Origin of the sequence: Plesiomonas sp. ZOR0011, from assembly GCF_000800945.1 — a bacterium.
Lineage (GTDB): Bacteria > Pseudomonadota > Gammaproteobacteria > Enterobacterales > CAMTGL01 > Plesiomonas > Plesiomonas shigelloides.
Genome location: NZ_JRKB01000052.1, coordinates 1 through 17,159, shown reverse-complemented (window position 1 = coordinate 17,159; position 17,159 = coordinate 1). Strand labels below are relative to the sequence as shown.

Here is a 17,159-nt window from a genome sequence, read left to right as displayed (position 1 = left end):
TGGCTATCCGGGTTATTACGTTTTTCAGTGACCACGTCTGTACTCCTTAGATAGACAGCTTAGTAATGCGCTTGCCGCCGTACAGGAAGTTCACGATCGCACGGGTACCGATGATCGCCGTGAACATTGAGGTCGCAATACCAATACTCAAGGTGATGGCAAAGCCTTTCACTGGACCCGTACCGACTGCGTACAAGATCAGCGCGGTGATCAGGGTGGTCACGTTGGCATCGGCAATACTGGAGAACGCATTGCTGTAACCTTCGTTAATCGCCTGCTGCACCGAACGACCATTACGCATCTCTTCGCGGATCCGCTCAAAGATCAGTACGTTGGCGTCTACCGCCATCCCCACGGTCAACACAATACCGGCAATCCCCGGCATGGTCAGCGTCGCCCCCGGCAGCATAGACATGATACCGACAATCAGCACCAGGTTAGCCAACAGCGCACTGATCGCAATCAGACCAAACTTGCGATAGTAGATACCCATGAAGATCACAACCGCGGCCAGACCCCACATACAGGCATCCAGACCTTGCTGAATGTTCTGCGCACCCAAAGATGGGCCGATGGTACGTTCTTCAACGATCTGGATTGGCGCAATCAAGGCACCTGCACGCAGCAGCAGCGACAGATTATGCGCTTCGGCTTGGCTATCAATACCGGTGATACGGAAGCTACGGCCCAAACGGGACTGAATGGTCGCCATGTTGATGACTTCATCATGCTTGACCAAAATCACTTTACCGTTAGCGTCACGCTTGCCGCTGTCTTTGTATTCACTGAACAAGGTCGCCATCGGTTTACCGATGTTATCCTTGGTGAAGTTGGCCATCTTAGTGCCGCCTTCGCTGTCCAGAGAAATGTTCACCTGCGGACGGTTGTACTCGTCAGAGCTGGAGCTGGAATCGGTGATATGGTCACCGGTCAGTACCACTTTCTTGTACAACAGCACCGGGCGACCATCACGCATGTACTGCAGCTCGGAGTCACCAGGCACACGGCCACTGACTGCCGCTTGCAGATCGGCTTGGTTGTTCACCAAACGGAATTCCAGCGTCGCGGTAGCACCCAAGATCTCTTTGGCGCGCGCCGTATCTTGAATACCTGGCAGCTCCACCACAATCCGGCTCGCGCCTTGACGCTGCACAATTGGCTCGGCAACACCCAGCTCGTTCACACGGTTACGCAAAATAGTGATGTTTTGCTGTACCGCGTATTCACGGGCTTCTTTCAGGCGCGCTTCGCTCAGCTGCGCGATAAAGGCGGTATCCCCCATCGCGGTGAAGGTCAGATCACGGTGCAACGGTTGCAGGTAGTCCAGTGCCGCTGTCAGCTCTTCAGGGGAGCGAAAGCGCACTTCAACAGCGCCCACGGCAGTACCGGAGTCCAGTTTACGCACGGAAGAATAGCGGATGCGTTTTTCACGCAGTTCAGAACGGAAGCTGTCTGCAGTTTGCTCCTGCAGTTTGCCCATGGCGGCATCCATATCCACTTCCATCAGGAAGTGCACACCACCACGCAGGTCCAGACCCAGTTTCATCGGGTTAGCGCCGATATCTTCCAACCAACGCGGGGTGGAAGGTGCCAGGTTCAGGGCTACAGTGAATTTGTCTCCCAGCGCGTCCGCCACCAGATCACGGGCTGCCAGCTGTTCATCGGTATCTTTGAAGCGTACCAGAACGGTGCCGTTTTCCAGAGCAATGGCTTTAACCGGAAGTTTTTTCTCCGCCAGCAGGTCTTTCACCTTGTCCAGCGTTTGCATGTCGGTTGACGCGCCACGAACACCCGAAATTTGGATTGCCGGGTCTTCGCCATAAATATTTGGAAGTGCGTATAACGCACCGATGGTGACCACGAAGGCCACCATCAGATACTTCCACAAAGGATAACGGTTTAACACGACGGTCCCCTTAGGGAAGTATGGAAATTACAGGGACTTCATCGTGCCTTTTGGCAGTACCGCAGTCACGAAGTCTTTCTTGATGGTTACTTCGGTGGTGTCATTCAGAGCGATCACCAGATAACCGGATTCTGCGCTGGTTTTAGTCACACGACCGATCAGGCCACCGTTAGTCAGCACTTCATCACCTTTGCTGATGGATTCCATCAGGTTGCGGTGTTCTTTGGTGCGTTTTGCCTGTGGGCGGTAAATCATGAAATAGAAAATCAGGCCAAAAATTACCAGCATAAAAATCAGCTGCAGGCTGCTTCCTTGTGCCGGGGCACCGGCGGCCGCATAAGCGTCAGAAATGAACAGACTCATCGGTGAATATTCCTCTATTTATTTGTGGTTCAAAGGTGGAACAGGTTTTCCGATACGCGTATAAAACTCAGTCACAAACGTATCGAAATTACCGTTTTCAATTGCCTGACGGATGCCGGCCATTAAGCGCTGGTAATAACGCAAATTGTGAATGGTATTCAAACGAGCACCGAGAATTTCGTTGCAACGGTCCAGATGATGCAAGTAGGCGCGTGTATAATTGCGACATGTGTAGCAATCACACTCGGCATCTAATGGCGACAAGTCATCACGATACTTGGCATTACGGATTTTTACCACGCCATCCGTAACAAACAAGTGACCGTTACGCGCATTTCGGGTCGGCATCACACAGTCGAACATATCGATACCGCGGCGAACCCCTTCTACCAGATCTTCAGGCTTACCCACACCCATCAGATAGCGTGGTTTGTCTTGCGGCAGCTGAGGACAAGTATGCTCCAGAATGCGGTGCATATCCTCTTTTGGCTCGCCCACCGCCAGACCACCTACGGCATAGCCGTCAAAGCCGATTTCAGTCAGGCCTTTCACGGAGATGTCGCGCAGATCTTCATACACGCTACCCTGCACAATACCAAACAGCGCATTTTTATTGCCCAGTTGGTCAAAGTGCTTACGGCAACGATCGGCCCAACGCAAAGACATCTCCATCGAGCGCTTGGCGTAATCCCAATCCGCCGGGTATGGCGTACATTCGTCAAAAATCATGACGATGTCGGAACCCAGATCATACTGGATTTCCATTGATTTTTCAGGGCTTAGGAATATCTTGTCACCATTTACTGGATTGCGAAAATGCACGCCTTCCTCGGTGATCTTGCGAATATCACCCAAACTGAATACTTGGAAACCACCCGAGTCAGTCAGGATTGGGCCTGGCCACTTCATAAAGTCATGCAGGTCGCCATGCTTACGCATAATGTCCTGACCTGGACGCAGCCACAGGTGGAAGGTGTTACCCAGCAAAATTTGGGCACCGGTTTCCTGCACTTCTTCAGGGGTCATCCCCTTCACTGTGCCGTAAGTTCCCACCGGCATGAAAGCCGGGGTTTCCACGGTTCCGCGTTCAAAAACCAAGCGGCCACGACGGGCATTACCTTGGGTGGTGATTAATTCGTATTTCATTTTTTCTCCCCGCATCAGAGAAACAGTCTGATAACGTCCGGTGACAATGACCACAGGATTGTGGAAAGGTTCATATTATCCGGCCAGACGTAGCGCCCGCTGACGGTATGCAGTAGCGCCCACGTCGGCCTTATTGCTCAATTATGCCTGACGCGTGATAAACATCGCATCACCATAACTGAAAAAGCGATATTGGTTCGCCACAGCTTCTTGATAAGCATGCATGACATGCTCATAACCAGCAAAGGCAGACACCAACATAATCAAGGTAGATTCTGGCAGGTGGAAGTTGGTGATCAGTGCATCCACCACTTTGAATTGATAACCAGGATAGATAAAGATATCGGTATCACGATGGAACGGCGCAATGATGGCGCTCTCGCCAGCGGCGCGTGCCGCACTTTCCAGTGAACGCACCGAGGTAGTGCCGACAGCAATCACGCGGTTACCGCGCGCTTTACAGGCCAGTACCGCATCCACCACCTCTTGTGGCACTTCGGCGTACTCAGAGTGCATGTGGTGCTCTTCAATGGTATCAACGCGCACCGGTTGGAAAGTGCCCGCCCCCACATGCAAGGTGACAAAAGCAAACTCCACGCCTTTGGCGCGCAGTTTTTCCAGCAGCGGCTCATCGAAGTGCAGACCGGCGGTCGGTGCAGCCACCGCACCGGGCTTTTTGTTGTATACGGTTTGATAGCGCTCTTTATCGCTGTCCTCATCTGGACGGTCGATATACGGCGGCAGCGGCATGTGACCGATCGCATCTAAAATAGCAAATACATTGCGCTCGTCATCAAAACCGATTTCAAACAGCGCATCGTGACGGGCCAGCATGGTAGCGCGCACACTTTCATCTTCGCCCAGCAGCAGCTCAGTACCTGGTTTTGGTGCTTTCGAGGCGCGCACATGCGCCAGAATACGTTTGTCATCCAGTACGCGTTCAACCAACACTTCCAGCTTACCGCCAGAGACTTTACGGCCAAACATCCGCGCCGGAATTACCCGGGTATTGTTGAAGACCACCAGATCGCCAGGCTGAATTTTGTCGACCACATCGGCAAAGGTGCCGTGGGTTAACGCGCCACTATTACCGTCTAATGACAGCAGGCGGCTAGAGGTACGCTCAGGTTGCGGATAGCGCGCAATCAGCGTTTCAGGCAGGGAAAAGGAAAAATCAGCAACTCGCATAACCAACACCGGGCAGAGATAAACAGGCGGCTAGTCTAGAGCCGCCTGCCGGTGTCTTCAAGTTGTTATGCGTGCTTTCTTCGCCGTAAAACATAAATCAGTGGCAAAAATAGGGCGATCCACAGCGGGAAACTGCCACCACCTTCACCGGGACCACACTCGATCCCGCCACCAATCTGGCAATTATCGGTGGTTGGCGGCGTAACGGTACCACCGCCGCTACCGCCACTGGGTGCATACACCTCGGTAATGCTGCCATCTTGAATTCCGCTGATCCAACTCAAATACGAGGTGATGCGGGTATACACCGAGGGGACGTTAGTGCCGCAATTTTGCGTGCCGAAGCTGACAATCCCGATCTGCGCCGCTGGGCCAGAGGTATTGATCAGTGGGCCACCACTATCACCAAAACAGCTATCCACATATTGCCCTGAACCCGCACTGACCTCATCCCCTTTCGCACAAAACGCGCTATCGGGTAATCCCGGCCATGCCGTTTGGCAGTCTTGCGCATCGATAGGATTTAACAGTGCCGTTTGCAAGACGGTACTGCCTTGGGTCGCGCTGTTCGACGTTTTGCCCCAGCCGAGAATCCGCAAACCTTGTGGTGTAACCAACGCATGCTGAGATTGCGCTTCATTGGCTAACGCCAATGTGCCACCGGTATAGCTGACCGATAACCGGATCAGCGCAATGTCATTCAGCTGGCTATCAGGATTGTAGTCACGGTGCACATATACTTGCGCTGCAGGATGCTCATCGGCAGGCGTAAAACGGTCTTTATCCACCTGACCGGCAAATACGCTGACATCGCTGGCTCCGGCCAGCCACGTTTTATCCGCCACACAGTGGGCAGCGGTCAGTACCCAACCGGAATTGATAAACGAGGCACCACACAGCAATTGGCTGGTTTGATCCGCAGTGGTTTTACGTACCTGCAGCAAGCCCATCCACGGGTAGGTATGTACTGAAGCAACATCCTGCCCGCCAATCACCCGTACGCTCGGCGCTTCTGGAGTAACTGTTTGTGCGAACGTCTGCGCTGGCGTCATGCCTAACATCAGCATTGCCAACATGCTGATGCACCCGTTGTTGATTGCCCGTGTATGTTGACACCCCATCCTTCGTCCCTGCCTGTACTTATCCAGCACTCTGCGATACGGTTAAAAAACACTCACCGCGAGTTTATGCAATCTTTCTCGGCTTGGGCGAGATTGTTCAAGGATATTTGATTCACTTCGCAGGCATTTTTCCTGTGTTGCGTTACGGTTGCGGTATGCGCAGTTAAATCCGGAGGAGGGCTATCATGCTGCTTATCGGCGATATCATGACATCTAATCCGTACACTTTGCGGGCTGATAACAGTCTCACCGATGCCCGCGTGCTGATGGCTCAGCACAGGATCCGGCACATCCCAATCGTGGATGACGAGATGCAATTAATCGGGCTGATCACCCAGCGCGACATTCTGGCGGCGCAGACATCCTGCCTACTGTCGTTAAGCGAGAATCGGCGCATTGAGCAAGAAAATGAGATCCAGCTTGGCGAGCTGATGCGAACCCGAGTGCTGACTATCGATCTGCATGCCGGTATTCGCGCCGCAGCGCAGATCCTGTTTAAACACCGGATCGGCTGTCTGCCGGTTACCGAACAAAGCAAACTGGTGGGGATCATTACCGATTCCGATTTCGTGGCGGTGGCGATTCATCTGCTGGAGCTAGAAGAGGAAACCGATCCGCCAGAGCAAGATGAGTTGGATGACGACAGCCTCAATGGCTTATCCGCCGATCTTACTCCACAGGTGCGTACCAATAACGGCGACGAGTAAGTCCGGCGTTGCAGGATTATCGACGCCTCAATTCAAACGACTGTTCCAGCGAAAGCACACAAAGAAAATACACAAAAAAGGAGAAGCCTATGCTTCTCCTTTTCGTTTTAGGTTTGATTTTCGGTATAGCCTGTTTTTCCGTATCCCAACTGCCGCATTACCCGCAGAGAGGAGGCCTCACCTTAGAACTGATCTTCTTCGGTTGAGCCCGTCAGCGCAGTCACTGATGACTGACCGCCTTGGATCACGTTGGTCACCTTATCAAAGTAACCGGTGCCCACCTCTTGCTGGTGCGCCACGAAGGTATAGCCCTTGTCGGCACAGGCAAACTCCGGCTGCTGCACTTTTTCCACGTAGTGACGCATGCCCTCGCCCTGTGCGTAAGCATGGGCCAGATCGAACATGTTGAACCACATGCTGTGGATCCCCGCCAGCGTGATGAACTGGTATTTATAGCCCATGTCTGACAGCGCTTGTTGGAAGCGCGCGATAGTGGCGTCGTCCAAATTCTTTTTCCAGTTAAACGATGGCGAGCAGTTATACGCCAGCAATTTACCCGGGAACTTAGCATGCACCGCATCGGCAAACTTACGCGCTTGCTCCAGATCCGGTTTAGAGGTTTCACACCACACCATATCTGCATACGGCGCATAAGCCAGAGCACGGCTGATTGCTTGATCGATACCGGCGCGAGTACGGTAGAAGCCTTCACTGGTACGCTCACCGGTAATAAAATCGCTGTCATACGGATCGCAATCCGAGGTCAGCAGATCCGCCGCATCGGCATCGGTACGCGCCACCAGCAGAGTCGGCACACCGCAGGTGTCCGCCGCCAAACGCGCAGCCACCAGCTTTTGGATCGCTTCTTGGGTTGGCACCAGCACCTTACCGCCCATATGGCCGCATTTTTTCACCGACGCTAACTGATCTTCAAAGTGCACCGCACCGGCGCCCGCTTCGATCATCGATTTCATCAGTTCAAAGGCGTTCAGCACGCCGCCGAAACCGGCCTCCGCATCCGCGACAATGGGCAGGAAATAATCGGTATAACCGGCATCCCCTGGGCCAATGCCGTTCGCCCACTGAATTTGATCGGCGCGGCGGAAGGAGTTATTGATACGCTGCACCACTGCCGGCACGGAGTTAGCCGGATACAGTGACTGATCTGGGTACATGGATGAGGCTAAGTTGGCATCCGCCGCCACCTGCCAGCCAGACAAGTACACCGCCTCGATGCCCGCTTTGGCTTGTTGCACCGCCTGACCGCCGGTCAGCGCGCCCAGACTGTTGACATAGCCTTTCTTAGCTTCGCCGTTGACCAGACGCCACAGTTTCTCCGCTCCACGCTGCGCCAGTGAATGCTCCGGCACAAACGAGCCACGCAGGTTCACCACTTCCGCCGCAGTGTAAGGACGACGGATCCCTTGCCAGCGCGGGTTTTCTTTCCAGTCTTTTTCCAGTGCAGCGATCTGCTGTTCGCGTGTCATGCTCATGGTCAAACTCCCTCTTATTTCGTTCTCATGTCAGGCGTTTATCGGATCTTTACAATCCATTACTCAGTTCAGATAACGGTAGCCAGGCAAAGTCAGGAAGTTGACCAGCTCATCCGATACCGTGATTTGCTCCATCAAGGCCGCCGCTTCCTCATAGCGACCTGTATCGTATTTCTCGGCGCCTAACTCATCACGTAAGGTCGCCAGCTCTTCGCGCAACATGGCGCTGAACAAGGCTTTAGTTACCAACTTGCCGTTACTTAAGCGTTTTTGGTGCCGAATCCACTGCCAAATCGAGGTCCGCGAAATCTCAGCGGTGGCCGCATCTTCCATCAGACCGTAAATGGGCACACAACCATTACCGGAGATCCACGCCTCGATGTACTGCACCGCCACTCGAATATTGGCGCGCATGCCCTCTTCGGTGCGCTCGCCCTCACAAGGTTGCAGCAAATCCGCCGCAGTGACCGGCTCATCATGCTCGCGTCGCACATCCAGTTGATTGGCGCGGCCATCGAGTACACGATCGAACACCGCCATCGCCACATCGGCCAAGCCAGGGTGGGCTACCCACGTGCCGTCATGTCCATTACCGGCTTCCAGCTCTTTATCTGCGCGCACTTTATTCAGCACCCACTCATTGCGCGCGGGATCTTTGCTTGGAATAAAGGCCGCCATACCGCCCATGGCAAATGCGCCACGGCGATGACAGGTACGGATCAGCAGGCGCGAATAGGCACTCAAGAACGGTTTGTCCATGGTCACCACTTGGCGATCTGGCAGGACTTTATCGGGGTGATTTTTCAGTGTTTTGATATAGCTAAAGATGTAGTCCCAACGACCACAGTTCAGCCCAACAATGTGGTCTCGCAGGTGATACAGGATCTCATCCATCTGGAATACGGCAGGCAGAGTCTCGATCAAGGCCGTCGCTTTGATGGTGCCGCGCGCCAAGCCGACATGATCTTCGGCGAAACTGAACACCTCACTCCACCATGCCGCTTCGTGGTATGACTGCATCTTCGGCAAGTAGAAATACGGGCCGCTGCCTTTGGCCAGCAAACGCTGATGGTTATGGTAAAAGTAGAGCGCAAAATCAAACAGGTTGCCGGGAATAGGCTCGCCTTGATAGCGCATATGTTTTTCTTGCAGATGGAAGCCCCGCACCCGACAAATCAGCACCGCCGGATGGGCATTGAGTCGGTAGGATTTACCTTCTTCGCTGCGATATTCAATGGTGCCATCCACTGCATCGCGCAGGTTGATTTGCCCTTGGATCACTTTATCCCACGCCGGAGCCAAGGAGTCTTCGAAATCCGCCATGAAGACTTTAACGTTGGCATTTAAGGCATTGATGATCATCTTGCGTTCAACAGGACCGGTGATCTCTACGCGGCGATCGCGCAAATCGGCAGGCACGCCACGGATAGTCCAGGCTTTTTCGCGAATGTGCTCGGTTTCAGGCAGAAAATCAGGCAATGCACCGGCATCAATCTGCGCTTGGAACGCTTCACGGGCCGCCAGCAATTGTGGTACCTGCGGGGCGAAACGGGTCACCAGCTCAGCCAGAAAATCCAATGCCTGTGGGGTAAGAATGGCCTGCTGCTCTGCGATCAGAGGCTCAGTACAGGTCAGCAGCGGATGCTGCGCCGAAGTATTGTGTTGTCCGCTCATACCCTTTCCTTATCATTTGTAAATTAGCAACCACTCACTCGGTATTACTTAGGCTGATACACCGCTCGAATTACTGAGCCAGTGCTGCTGATTATGACGTGTCCCTATGGCAACAAAATGACCAATTGATAACAAAAAATCAACATTGCGTTTTAAGTTATCGTTTGAATTTGCTGAAAAATGGTTTCAGCTCAGCGAGATAAAAAAATGAATATGCTGAATATCCCTATAAAGTCATTGCTCTAAAAAGGGAGAGACTTCCGTTTTTGCTTCTCGTATCCCACCACCAAAAATGAAAGCCTTTCAGTTATTTTATTACAAAACACTAACACACCAGTCGCGTACACGACGGCGTAATACAAAAAGACTCGGACAGGAAAAGAAAAAAAGCCAACGAAACGCGGGGTTATAGAGAAAAAATCGAACCAATGTGAACAACACCGATTTCAGGCTATAAAAACCTGAAACCGGCTGACTGAAAGTAAATACCGGCGGCGAGCACATCGAACAATAAAATGCCCAACGGCCAGCATAGAGGATTGCTGCGCCGTAAAGGCAAACAACAGGATTTTTATTCGTTTAGCAGCTCACCGACTATCTCGCCGAGCTTGCTGAAGGTATTAACGCGGCTGGAGCTCGGTCGCCAGACCAAACCGATATCACGGTAAGCCGGCGCATGGGGTGGATCAGTGATCACCAGATCCAGATTTTGTACCAGCCCCTGGCGAATGGCCATTTGCGGCACAAAGGTGGTGCCCAAGCCATTGGCCACCATTTGTACCAAGGTATGCAAACTGGTGGCGGTAAACGGATTGATTTTATCGCTGTAAGCCAGATGACAGGCAGTTAAGGCATGCTCGGTCAAGCAGTGCTCGCGCTCCAGCAAGTACACCGAGCCATCCGGCAGCTGATTGAAATCCAATGGCATGTGCAATTGGCTAGCCAGCGCTTTAGGCAGCACCATTTTGAACTTATCACGACCCACGATCCGGCTGTGCAAGCCATGAATATCCACCGGCAGCGCCAACAGCAAGACATCCAGCTGACCGCCTTTGAGCGCATCAATCAGCACCGAGGTGGTATCTTCACGCAATACCAACTCCAGTTTGGGATAGCGCTGTTGCACCTGTTTGACTAAATCGCACAACAAGAACGGGGCAATGGTTGGAATGCAGCCGACCCGCAACTGTCCTTCCATTTCAGCCGTTTGGCTAGCGGCAAAATCGGTCAAATCTAATGTCCGCGCCAACAGTTCACGGGCGCGTTTAACCACCTCTTCGCCACTGGGGGTGAAGATAAAGGATTTGTGATCTCGTTCAATTAATGTACATCCCAGCCGTTCTTCTAGGCTCTGAATGCCGCTGCTTAGCGTAGACTGGCTAACGTAACAGGCTCGGGCAGCGCGGTTGAAGTGGCGCACGTCGTGCAGGGTAACAAGATAATGCAGTTGTTTCAGGGAAGGCCATTTATTATTCATCGTAAAATCCGATTACAACAATCGTTTTTTTTCGCTTTCCTCAATGTACCATCTTCCCTACACTAATTCTCGTTGTCTGAGAATATTCTCATCACCTCTAACTGAATCAATACGGGAGTTGCTATGGTTCTGGTAGCACGTCAAGCCCCAGACTTTACTGCAGCAGCAGTACTGGGTAACGGTGAAATCGTTGATAATTTCAACCTGAAGCAGCACATCGCAGGTAAAGCGGCCGTTCTGTTCTTCTATCCGCTGGACTTCACTTTTGTGTGCCCTTCTGAGCTGATCGCTTTTGATCACCGCATCGAAGAGTTCCAAAAACGCGGTGTTGAGGTGATTGGTGTTTCTATCGACTCCGAATTCACCCACAACGCATGGCGTAAGACCCCAGTAGACAAGGGCGGTATCGGCGAAGTTCGTTACCCACTGGTTGCTGACGTTAAACACGACATCTGCCGCGCTTACGGTGTTGAGCTGGAAGAAGCGGGTGTTGCTCTGCGTGGTTCTTTCCTGATCGACAAGCACGGCGTTGTGCGTCATCAGGTAGTAAACGACCTGCCACTGGGCCGTAACATTGATGAAATGCTGCGTATGGTTGATGCGCTGCAATTCCACGAAGAGCACGGCGATGTGTGCCCAGCTCAGTGGGAAAAAGGCAAGAAAGCGATGGAAGCCTCTCCGGACGGCGTAGCTCGCTTCCTGGCAGAAAACTCTGGCGATCTGTAATCGCTAAGCAGCCCAAGAGCTGTGTAAACTGACCTAATGAAAAACGCTTATCCCTTGGGATAAGCGTTTTTTTCTGCGCTTGATGGCTGACTATGCCTCATCACAAACGATGTCAGATGGGTCAGACCTATGCCCCATGACAAGGCATCACCACCCAAACGGTAACCACCTATATTCAGTTAGCGATTTAACCACTCACCATAGCGGAACAGGCCATACTCGCCCGGCTGCATCGGATGCCACACTTCATCTTGGGTCAATGGCTGCGTGGCGATGATCGTCACCACATCTTGCGGCGTGGTCTGCTGCTGAAAATCAATCATCACGTCTTCATCCAGCAAGGTGGCTTTGCCAAATGGTGCTCGGCGGGTCAGCCAATGCAGCTTAGTGCCGCAATAAGCCATCACAAACTCACCGTCCGACAACAACATATTGAACACACCGCGCAGTTGCAGCTGCGCGGCTAAGGTCGCCACGTAGGCAAACATGGCCGGCCAATCTTGCGGCGGCGCAGGATAACGTTGCTCAAGGCAATTGAGTAACCAGCAAAAGGCATGTTCACTGTCAGTTTGCCCGACAGGGCGCTGACGGCCATCAGCCAACGCCGGTAAGTCAGTAAGCTGGCCATTGTGGGCATAGGTCCAATAACGCCCCCATAGCTCGCGCGTAAAGGGATGGGTATTTTCCAGTGACACTGGACCACTATTAGCTTGACGAATATGCGCGACCACCGCGCAAGATTTGATTGGGTAGTCTTGCACCAGCTGCGCAATACGCGAATTGGCACTGGGGAGCGGATCTTTAAAGGTGCGAAAACCGCGCCCTTCGTAGAACGTAATTCCCCAACCGTCTTTATGCGGGCCCGTTTGCCCACCGCGCCGCGCCAGTCCGGTAAAACTAAAGCAGATGTCCGTCGGGACATTGGCACTCATGCCGAGTAATTCGCACATACGCGGTCTCCTTTCCTGCCCTTGACTCTTGGCGGCGGTATCTTTGCGCTCTACTGGATATATCTGTGAACCGGCACCACGACAGCTACGCCGCCACGCCGGCCCCGCACACCCAACTACGCTATTACGCGCCAGCCATTTCCTTTTCAATCAGCTGGATCATGATATGGATGGCTTTAATATGCACTTCCTGAATACGATCCGCATAACCAAAGTGTGGCACACGGATTTCAACATCGGCACTACCGGCCATCTTGCCGCCGTCTTTACCGGTCAGAGTCAGCACTTTCATGCCCTTGGCGCGCGCCGCTTCAATCGCCTTGATGATGTTGCCCGAATTACCGGACGTAGAAATGCCCAGCAGCACATCGCCCTCACGGCCTACCGCTTCAACATAGCGCGAGAATACATAGTCATAACCAAAATCGTTGCTCACGCAAGACAGATGGCTCGGGTCAGAGATAGCAATCGCCGGATAACCCGGGCGATTTTCACGGTAACGACCGGTCAGCTCTTCGGCAAAATGCATTGCGTCACAGTGCGAGCCGCCATTACCACATGACAAGACTTTGCCACCGGCTTTGAAAGAATCGGCAATCAGACGCGCAGCATCTTCAATGCTGGCAATGTTCTTTTCATCGGCCAGAAAATTATTCAGCACCTCAGACGCTTCACACAGCTCCGCACGGATCAGATCATGGTACATGGGTAAAACCTCAGGTCAGTTATTATCGGAATCCTTGGCAGTGTAACCAATTGCTGCAACGGCGAGAAGCATACAGGCAGTTACACGGCTGATAACGAATCAGCAGCAGTTTGTTGTAATTCCACTGTAAACAACTTGCTGCTAATTTGATTTTGAACTAAAACATTCCTGTTATCAGGTCAGACCTCTGACCTAAATTAAGGAGTGCGGCACCATGACCCTGATTCTTATTGTACTGAGCCTGATCCTGCTCGGTGCCTTGGCTTATCACCGGATCCCTCTGCTTCTGAGCAGTCGCGTCTGTCTTGGCTCGGCTTTGCTGTGCGCACTGCTCGCCCCTGAAACCTTGTGGCTGTGGATCCCTGTACTTATTGTGGTGCTACCACTGAACTTCCTGTCCCTGCGTAAAAAATGGATCAGTGCCCCGATCCTACGAACCTTCCGCCATATCATGCCGGCCATGTCTCGCACCGAAAAAGAAGCCATTGAAGCGGGAACCACCTGGTGGGAAGGAGAACTGTTCCGCGGCGAGCCGCAGTGGCAACTGCTGCAAAACTACCCAAAGCCGCAGCTAAGTCCGGAAGAACAAGCCTTCTTAGATGGCCCCGTCGAAACCCTGTGCAGCATGACGCGTGATTTTGAAATCACCCATGAATTGGCTGACCTGCCCGCCCCGATTTGGCAATACCTGAAAGAGCAGCGCTTTTTTGCCATGATCATCCGCAAAGAGTATGGCGGGCTGGAGTTTTCCGCCTACGCACAAGCGCGGGTGCTGCAAAAATTGGCCGGCGTATCTGGCGTGCTCTCTTCCACCGTTGGCGTGCCAAACTCACTCGGCCCCGGTGAGCTGCTGCAACACTACGGCACTGAAGCGCAAAAAAATTATTACCTGCCGCGTTTAGCCCGTGGCGAAGAGATCCCCTGTTTTGCGCTGACCAGCCCAGAAGCGGGCTCCGATGCTGGTGCAATCCCTGATACCGGCATTATTGGCCGAGGCCAGTGGCAAGGCGAAGAGATTGTCGGTATTTACCTGACGTGGAATAAGCGCTACATCACCCTCGCACCGATTGCGACCGTGCTGGGGCTGGCGTTCAAACTGCACGATCCCGAGCATTTATTGGGGATGGAGGAGGACTTAGGGATCACCTGCGCCCTGATCCCAACCCACACCCCAGGCGTGCAAATTGGTCGCCGCCACTTCCCTCTCAACGTGCCATTCCAAAACGGGCCGACACGTGGTGACAACGTCTTTGTGCCGTTGGATTACATCATTGGCGGTCAGGTAATGGCCGGACAAGGTTGGCGCATGCTGATGGAGTGCTTATCGGTCGGACGCGGGATCACTTTGCCCTCTAACGCCACCGGCGGCAGCAAAAGCGCCGCGCTGGCTACCGGTGCTTATGCTCGCATTCGTCGCCAATTTAAAATGCCGATTGGCCATATGGAAGGGATCGAAGAGCCGTTGGCGCGGCTGGCCGGTAACGTGTATGTGATGGACGCCGCCGCCACCTTAGCTACCACGGCTATCGATCTGGGCGAAAAGCCCGCGGTGGTCTCGGCGATCGTCAAATATCACTGTACTCACCGCGGCCAGCGCTGCCTGATAGATGCCATGGACATCGTCGGCGGCAAGGGGATTTGCATGGGGCCGTCCAACTTCTTGGCTCGAGCCTATCAAGGCGCACCGATCGCCATCACGGTAGAAGGTGCCAACATCCTCACCCGCAGCATGATTATCTATGGCCAAGGCGCGATTCGCTGCCATCCGTATGTATTACGTGAAATGCAGGCAGTGATGGAAGAAGAGCCGTACGCTACTGAACATTTCGACAACGCCCTGTTCGGCCATATCGGGTTTGTGTGCACCAATTTAGCCCGCTCACTGTGGCTCGGCCTGACCAATGGCCACACCAGCGCCGCCCCAGTGCACGATGATACGGCGCGTTACTATCAGCGCATCAATCGCCTGTCGGCCAATCTGGCACTGCTATCGGATGTCAGCATGGGATTGTTTGGCGGCAGCCTAAAACGGCGCGAGCGTATTTCTGCGCGCTTGGGCGATATTCTGAGCCAACTGTTCTTAGCCTCAGCCGCGCTAAAGCGCTTTGAAGACGAAGGCCGACTGGAAGCCGATCTGCCGCTACTGCATTGGGGGGTACAAGATTGCCTGTGGCAAGCCGAGCAGGCCTTGTTAGATATTCTGGCTAATCTGCCGCAACGTCCGATCGCTGGGCTGCTGCGTTTGATCCTGCTGCCGCTGGGGGCGCGTGCTCGTCGACCTGATGATGCCTTGGATCACCAGTTGGCGCGGTTACTGCAAACCCCATCACCGACCCGTGATCGCTTAGGCCGCGGTCAATATCTCGCGCCGACCAAAGGCAACCCAGCAGGACAGTTGGAAGAAGCGCTGCGCGATATTCTGCACGCCGAACCGCTATTCCGTAAGATTTGTCAGCATTTTAATACCGCGTATCCATTCACAGGGCTGGATAAACTGGCAGCTCGCGCTTTGGAGGCAGGCGTGATCCACGCGGAAGAGGCACAATTGCTGATCCGCGCCGAACATGGGCGCCTACGCAGTATCAATGTGGATGATTTTGATCCGCGCGTATTACCGGCAGGTCAACAGGCATCCAGCGAAGCTCCGACAAGCTAAATGGGTCAATCCATAAGGGTTCCCTACGTTTTAACATGCTCTCTCACACTCTGGGCTGCCGATGCAGCCCATTTTTTATCCAGTAAAAAGCGAAACAGATCGCTGTTTCGGCGTTTATTTCGTGCTCTACGCCCTCACCAGCAGCAGCCACGGCTACACTTATTTTAACTGTGCGAAAATTTCATCGCTGCCAGCACCGTTTCACGCGCCAAGCTGCACGCTCCGGTGCGATTACCGCCCGAGGTGGGCCACGGCAAGCCGGTACGGAAACCGGATATTCTGCCGCGGTAGCAGCGAACACTGTTGTCAGCTTGAGGTCAGAAGGAAACGATCATGCCCATTGCCGCCACGCCCACAACCGAGCCCACGAGTGTTGCATCCGTCACCCCGATTACCGAGCGAGCGTCTCGCCACGAGCATACCTGCTACCGCCACGCGCAGCGCAGCAGCTCGGTCAATCCAGAGCTGACCTTGATCGTTAGCTCCGTGCACAAGCGTGATCCGCGCTATGCCACGGCCTTTCGTGAAGGGCGCGCGCGTTGGTATCACATGCCGGTCAGCACTAGCCGCCGCCAAGGAATGTTCACTCGCCAAATGGCTCAAATTCGCTACTGCGCCGTGGCCGTTCCGGTCAACGATCCCACCGTGCAAAAAGCTTTTTTCGTCTATCCGGTACTCAGTATTCGCCTCACGGCGCGGGAAAAGTTAAGCCGCGAACAAACCGGGAGCCAAACGCCACCCGCACTGGGCGAACAACAATATTGGCTATTTGAACTGGGGGAAGCGATCCGTTTACCGCAGGCGGTCATCAAACCCAATACCACCGCATTTTATTTTCGCCTCACCCAACTTTCCGCCTTGCAACAAGGCCTTAGCTGGGCTCGCCTGCCGGCACCCGATTGGCATCATCCTGCGGAACACACCACTCAGCGCAACCAAGCCAATCTGTTGTTGGTTCGCCATACCGGATAAGACAGAAGACAGAAGACAGAAGACAGAAGACAGAAGACAGAAGACAGAAGACAGAAGACAGAAGACAGAAGACA

The 17,159-nt window shown here is 53.5% G+C and carries 14 protein-coding genes; 4 read left to right on the top strand and 10 right to left on the bottom strand.

The genetic code is table 11. The annotated features are described in order from the left end of the window. Positions 1–46: 46 nt before the first annotated feature. The 5 genes from secD to L975_RS09370 form a co-directional block, all read right to left on the bottom strand. Positions 47–1,906, bottom strand: coding sequence for a protein translocase subunit SecD (secD, locus tag L975_RS09390; protein ID WP_010862442.1), 1,860 nt, complete (start codon positions 1,904–1,906; stop codon positions 47–49). A 27-nt stretch (positions 1,907–1,933) separates the two neighbouring features. Beyond that, entirely contained in the window at positions 1,934–2,269 is a 336-nt protein-coding gene (yajC, locus tag L975_RS09385; RefSeq protein WP_010862443.1) for a preprotein translocase subunit YajC, read from the bottom strand. Positions 2,270–2,287: 18 nt separating this feature from the next. Then, a complete protein-coding gene (gene tgt / locus L975_RS09380) occupies positions 2,288–3,415 on the bottom strand; it encodes a tRNA guanosine(34) transglycosylase Tgt (RefSeq protein ID WP_010862444.1) in 1,128 nt (375 codons plus the stop codon). A gap of 141 nt (positions 3,416–3,556) precedes the next feature. Next, positions 3,557–4,603, bottom strand: a complete 1,047-nt coding sequence (gene queA / locus L975_RS09375) for a tRNA preQ1(34) S-adenosylmethionine ribosyltransferase-isomerase QueA (RefSeq protein WP_047708327.1) — start codon at positions 4,601–4,603, stop codon at positions 3,557–3,559. 65 nt (positions 4,604–4,668) lie between these two features. Further along, positions 4,669–5,679, bottom strand: a complete 1,011-nt coding sequence (locus L975_RS09370) for a trypsin-like serine protease (RefSeq protein ID WP_177326631.1) — start codon at positions 5,677–5,679, stop codon at positions 4,669–4,671. Positions 5,680–5,909: 230 nt separating this feature from the next. Between L975_RS09370 and L975_RS09365 the strand changes: the two genes are divergently transcribed. Then, on the top strand, positions 5,910–6,431 hold the full coding sequence (locus tag L975_RS09365) for a CBS domain-containing protein (RefSeq protein ID WP_072033051.1): 522 nt from the start codon (positions 5,910–5,912) through the stop codon (positions 6,429–6,431). Between the two features lie 182 nt (positions 6,432–6,613). Here the strand turns inward: L975_RS09365 and aceA are convergent, their stop codons facing one another. From aceA to L975_RS09350, 3 genes are all read right to left on the bottom strand, one after another. Next, positions 6,614–7,924: an isocitrate lyase gene (gene aceA, locus L975_RS09360; RefSeq protein ID WP_010862448.1), complete on the bottom strand. Its 1,311-nt coding sequence runs from the start codon at positions 7,922–7,924 to the stop codon at positions 6,614–6,616. Between the two features lie 63 nt (positions 7,925–7,987). Continuing rightward, a complete protein-coding gene (gene aceB / locus L975_RS09355) occupies positions 7,988–9,598 on the bottom strand; it encodes a malate synthase A (protein ID WP_052181378.1) in 1,611 nt (536 codons plus the stop codon). 571 nt (positions 9,599–10,169) lie between these two features. Next, positions 10,170–11,075: a hydrogen peroxide-inducible genes activator gene (locus L975_RS09350; protein ID WP_039046701.1), complete on the bottom strand. Its 906-nt coding sequence runs from the start codon at positions 11,073–11,075 to the stop codon at positions 10,170–10,172. A 123-nt stretch (positions 11,076–11,198) separates the two neighbouring features. Here L975_RS09350 and L975_RS09345 point away from each other — a divergent pair, with 123 nt between their 5' ends. After that, the gene (locus L975_RS09345; RefSeq protein ID WP_010862451.1) at positions 11,199–11,801 is read left to right on the top strand and encodes a peroxiredoxin C; all 603 of its coding nucleotides are present in this window, start codon (positions 11,199–11,201) and stop codon (positions 11,799–11,801) included. Positions 11,802–11,980: 179 nt separating this feature from the next. Here the strand turns inward: L975_RS09345 and L975_RS09340 are convergent, their stop codons facing one another. After that, positions 11,981–12,751 (bottom strand): class II glutamine amidotransferase, encoded by a 771-nt coding sequence (locus tag L975_RS09340; protein WP_047708323.1) that lies wholly within the window; start codon positions 12,749–12,751, stop codon positions 11,981–11,983. A 124-nt stretch (positions 12,752–12,875) separates the two neighbouring features. Continuing rightward, positions 12,876–13,457 carry a D-sedoheptulose 7-phosphate isomerase gene (gene lpcA, locus L975_RS09335; RefSeq protein ID WP_010862453.1) on the bottom strand — a complete coding sequence of 194 codons (582 nt, stop codon included), beginning with the start codon at positions 13,455–13,457 and terminating at the stop codon, positions 12,876–12,878. A 214-nt stretch (positions 13,458–13,671) separates the two neighbouring features. On the opposite strand from lpcA, the gene fadE reads away from it, so the two are divergent. Beyond that, positions 13,672–16,113, top strand: coding sequence for an acyl-CoA dehydrogenase FadE (gene fadE / locus L975_RS09330; RefSeq protein ID WP_047708321.1), 2,442 nt, complete (start codon positions 13,672–13,674; stop codon positions 16,111–16,113). Positions 16,114–16,446: 333 nt separating this feature from the next. Then, positions 16,447–17,085 (top strand): hypothetical protein, encoded by a 639-nt coding sequence (locus L975_RS18340; protein WP_047708320.1) that lies wholly within the window; start codon positions 16,447–16,449, stop codon positions 17,083–17,085. Positions 17,086–17,159: the final 74 nt, after the last annotated feature.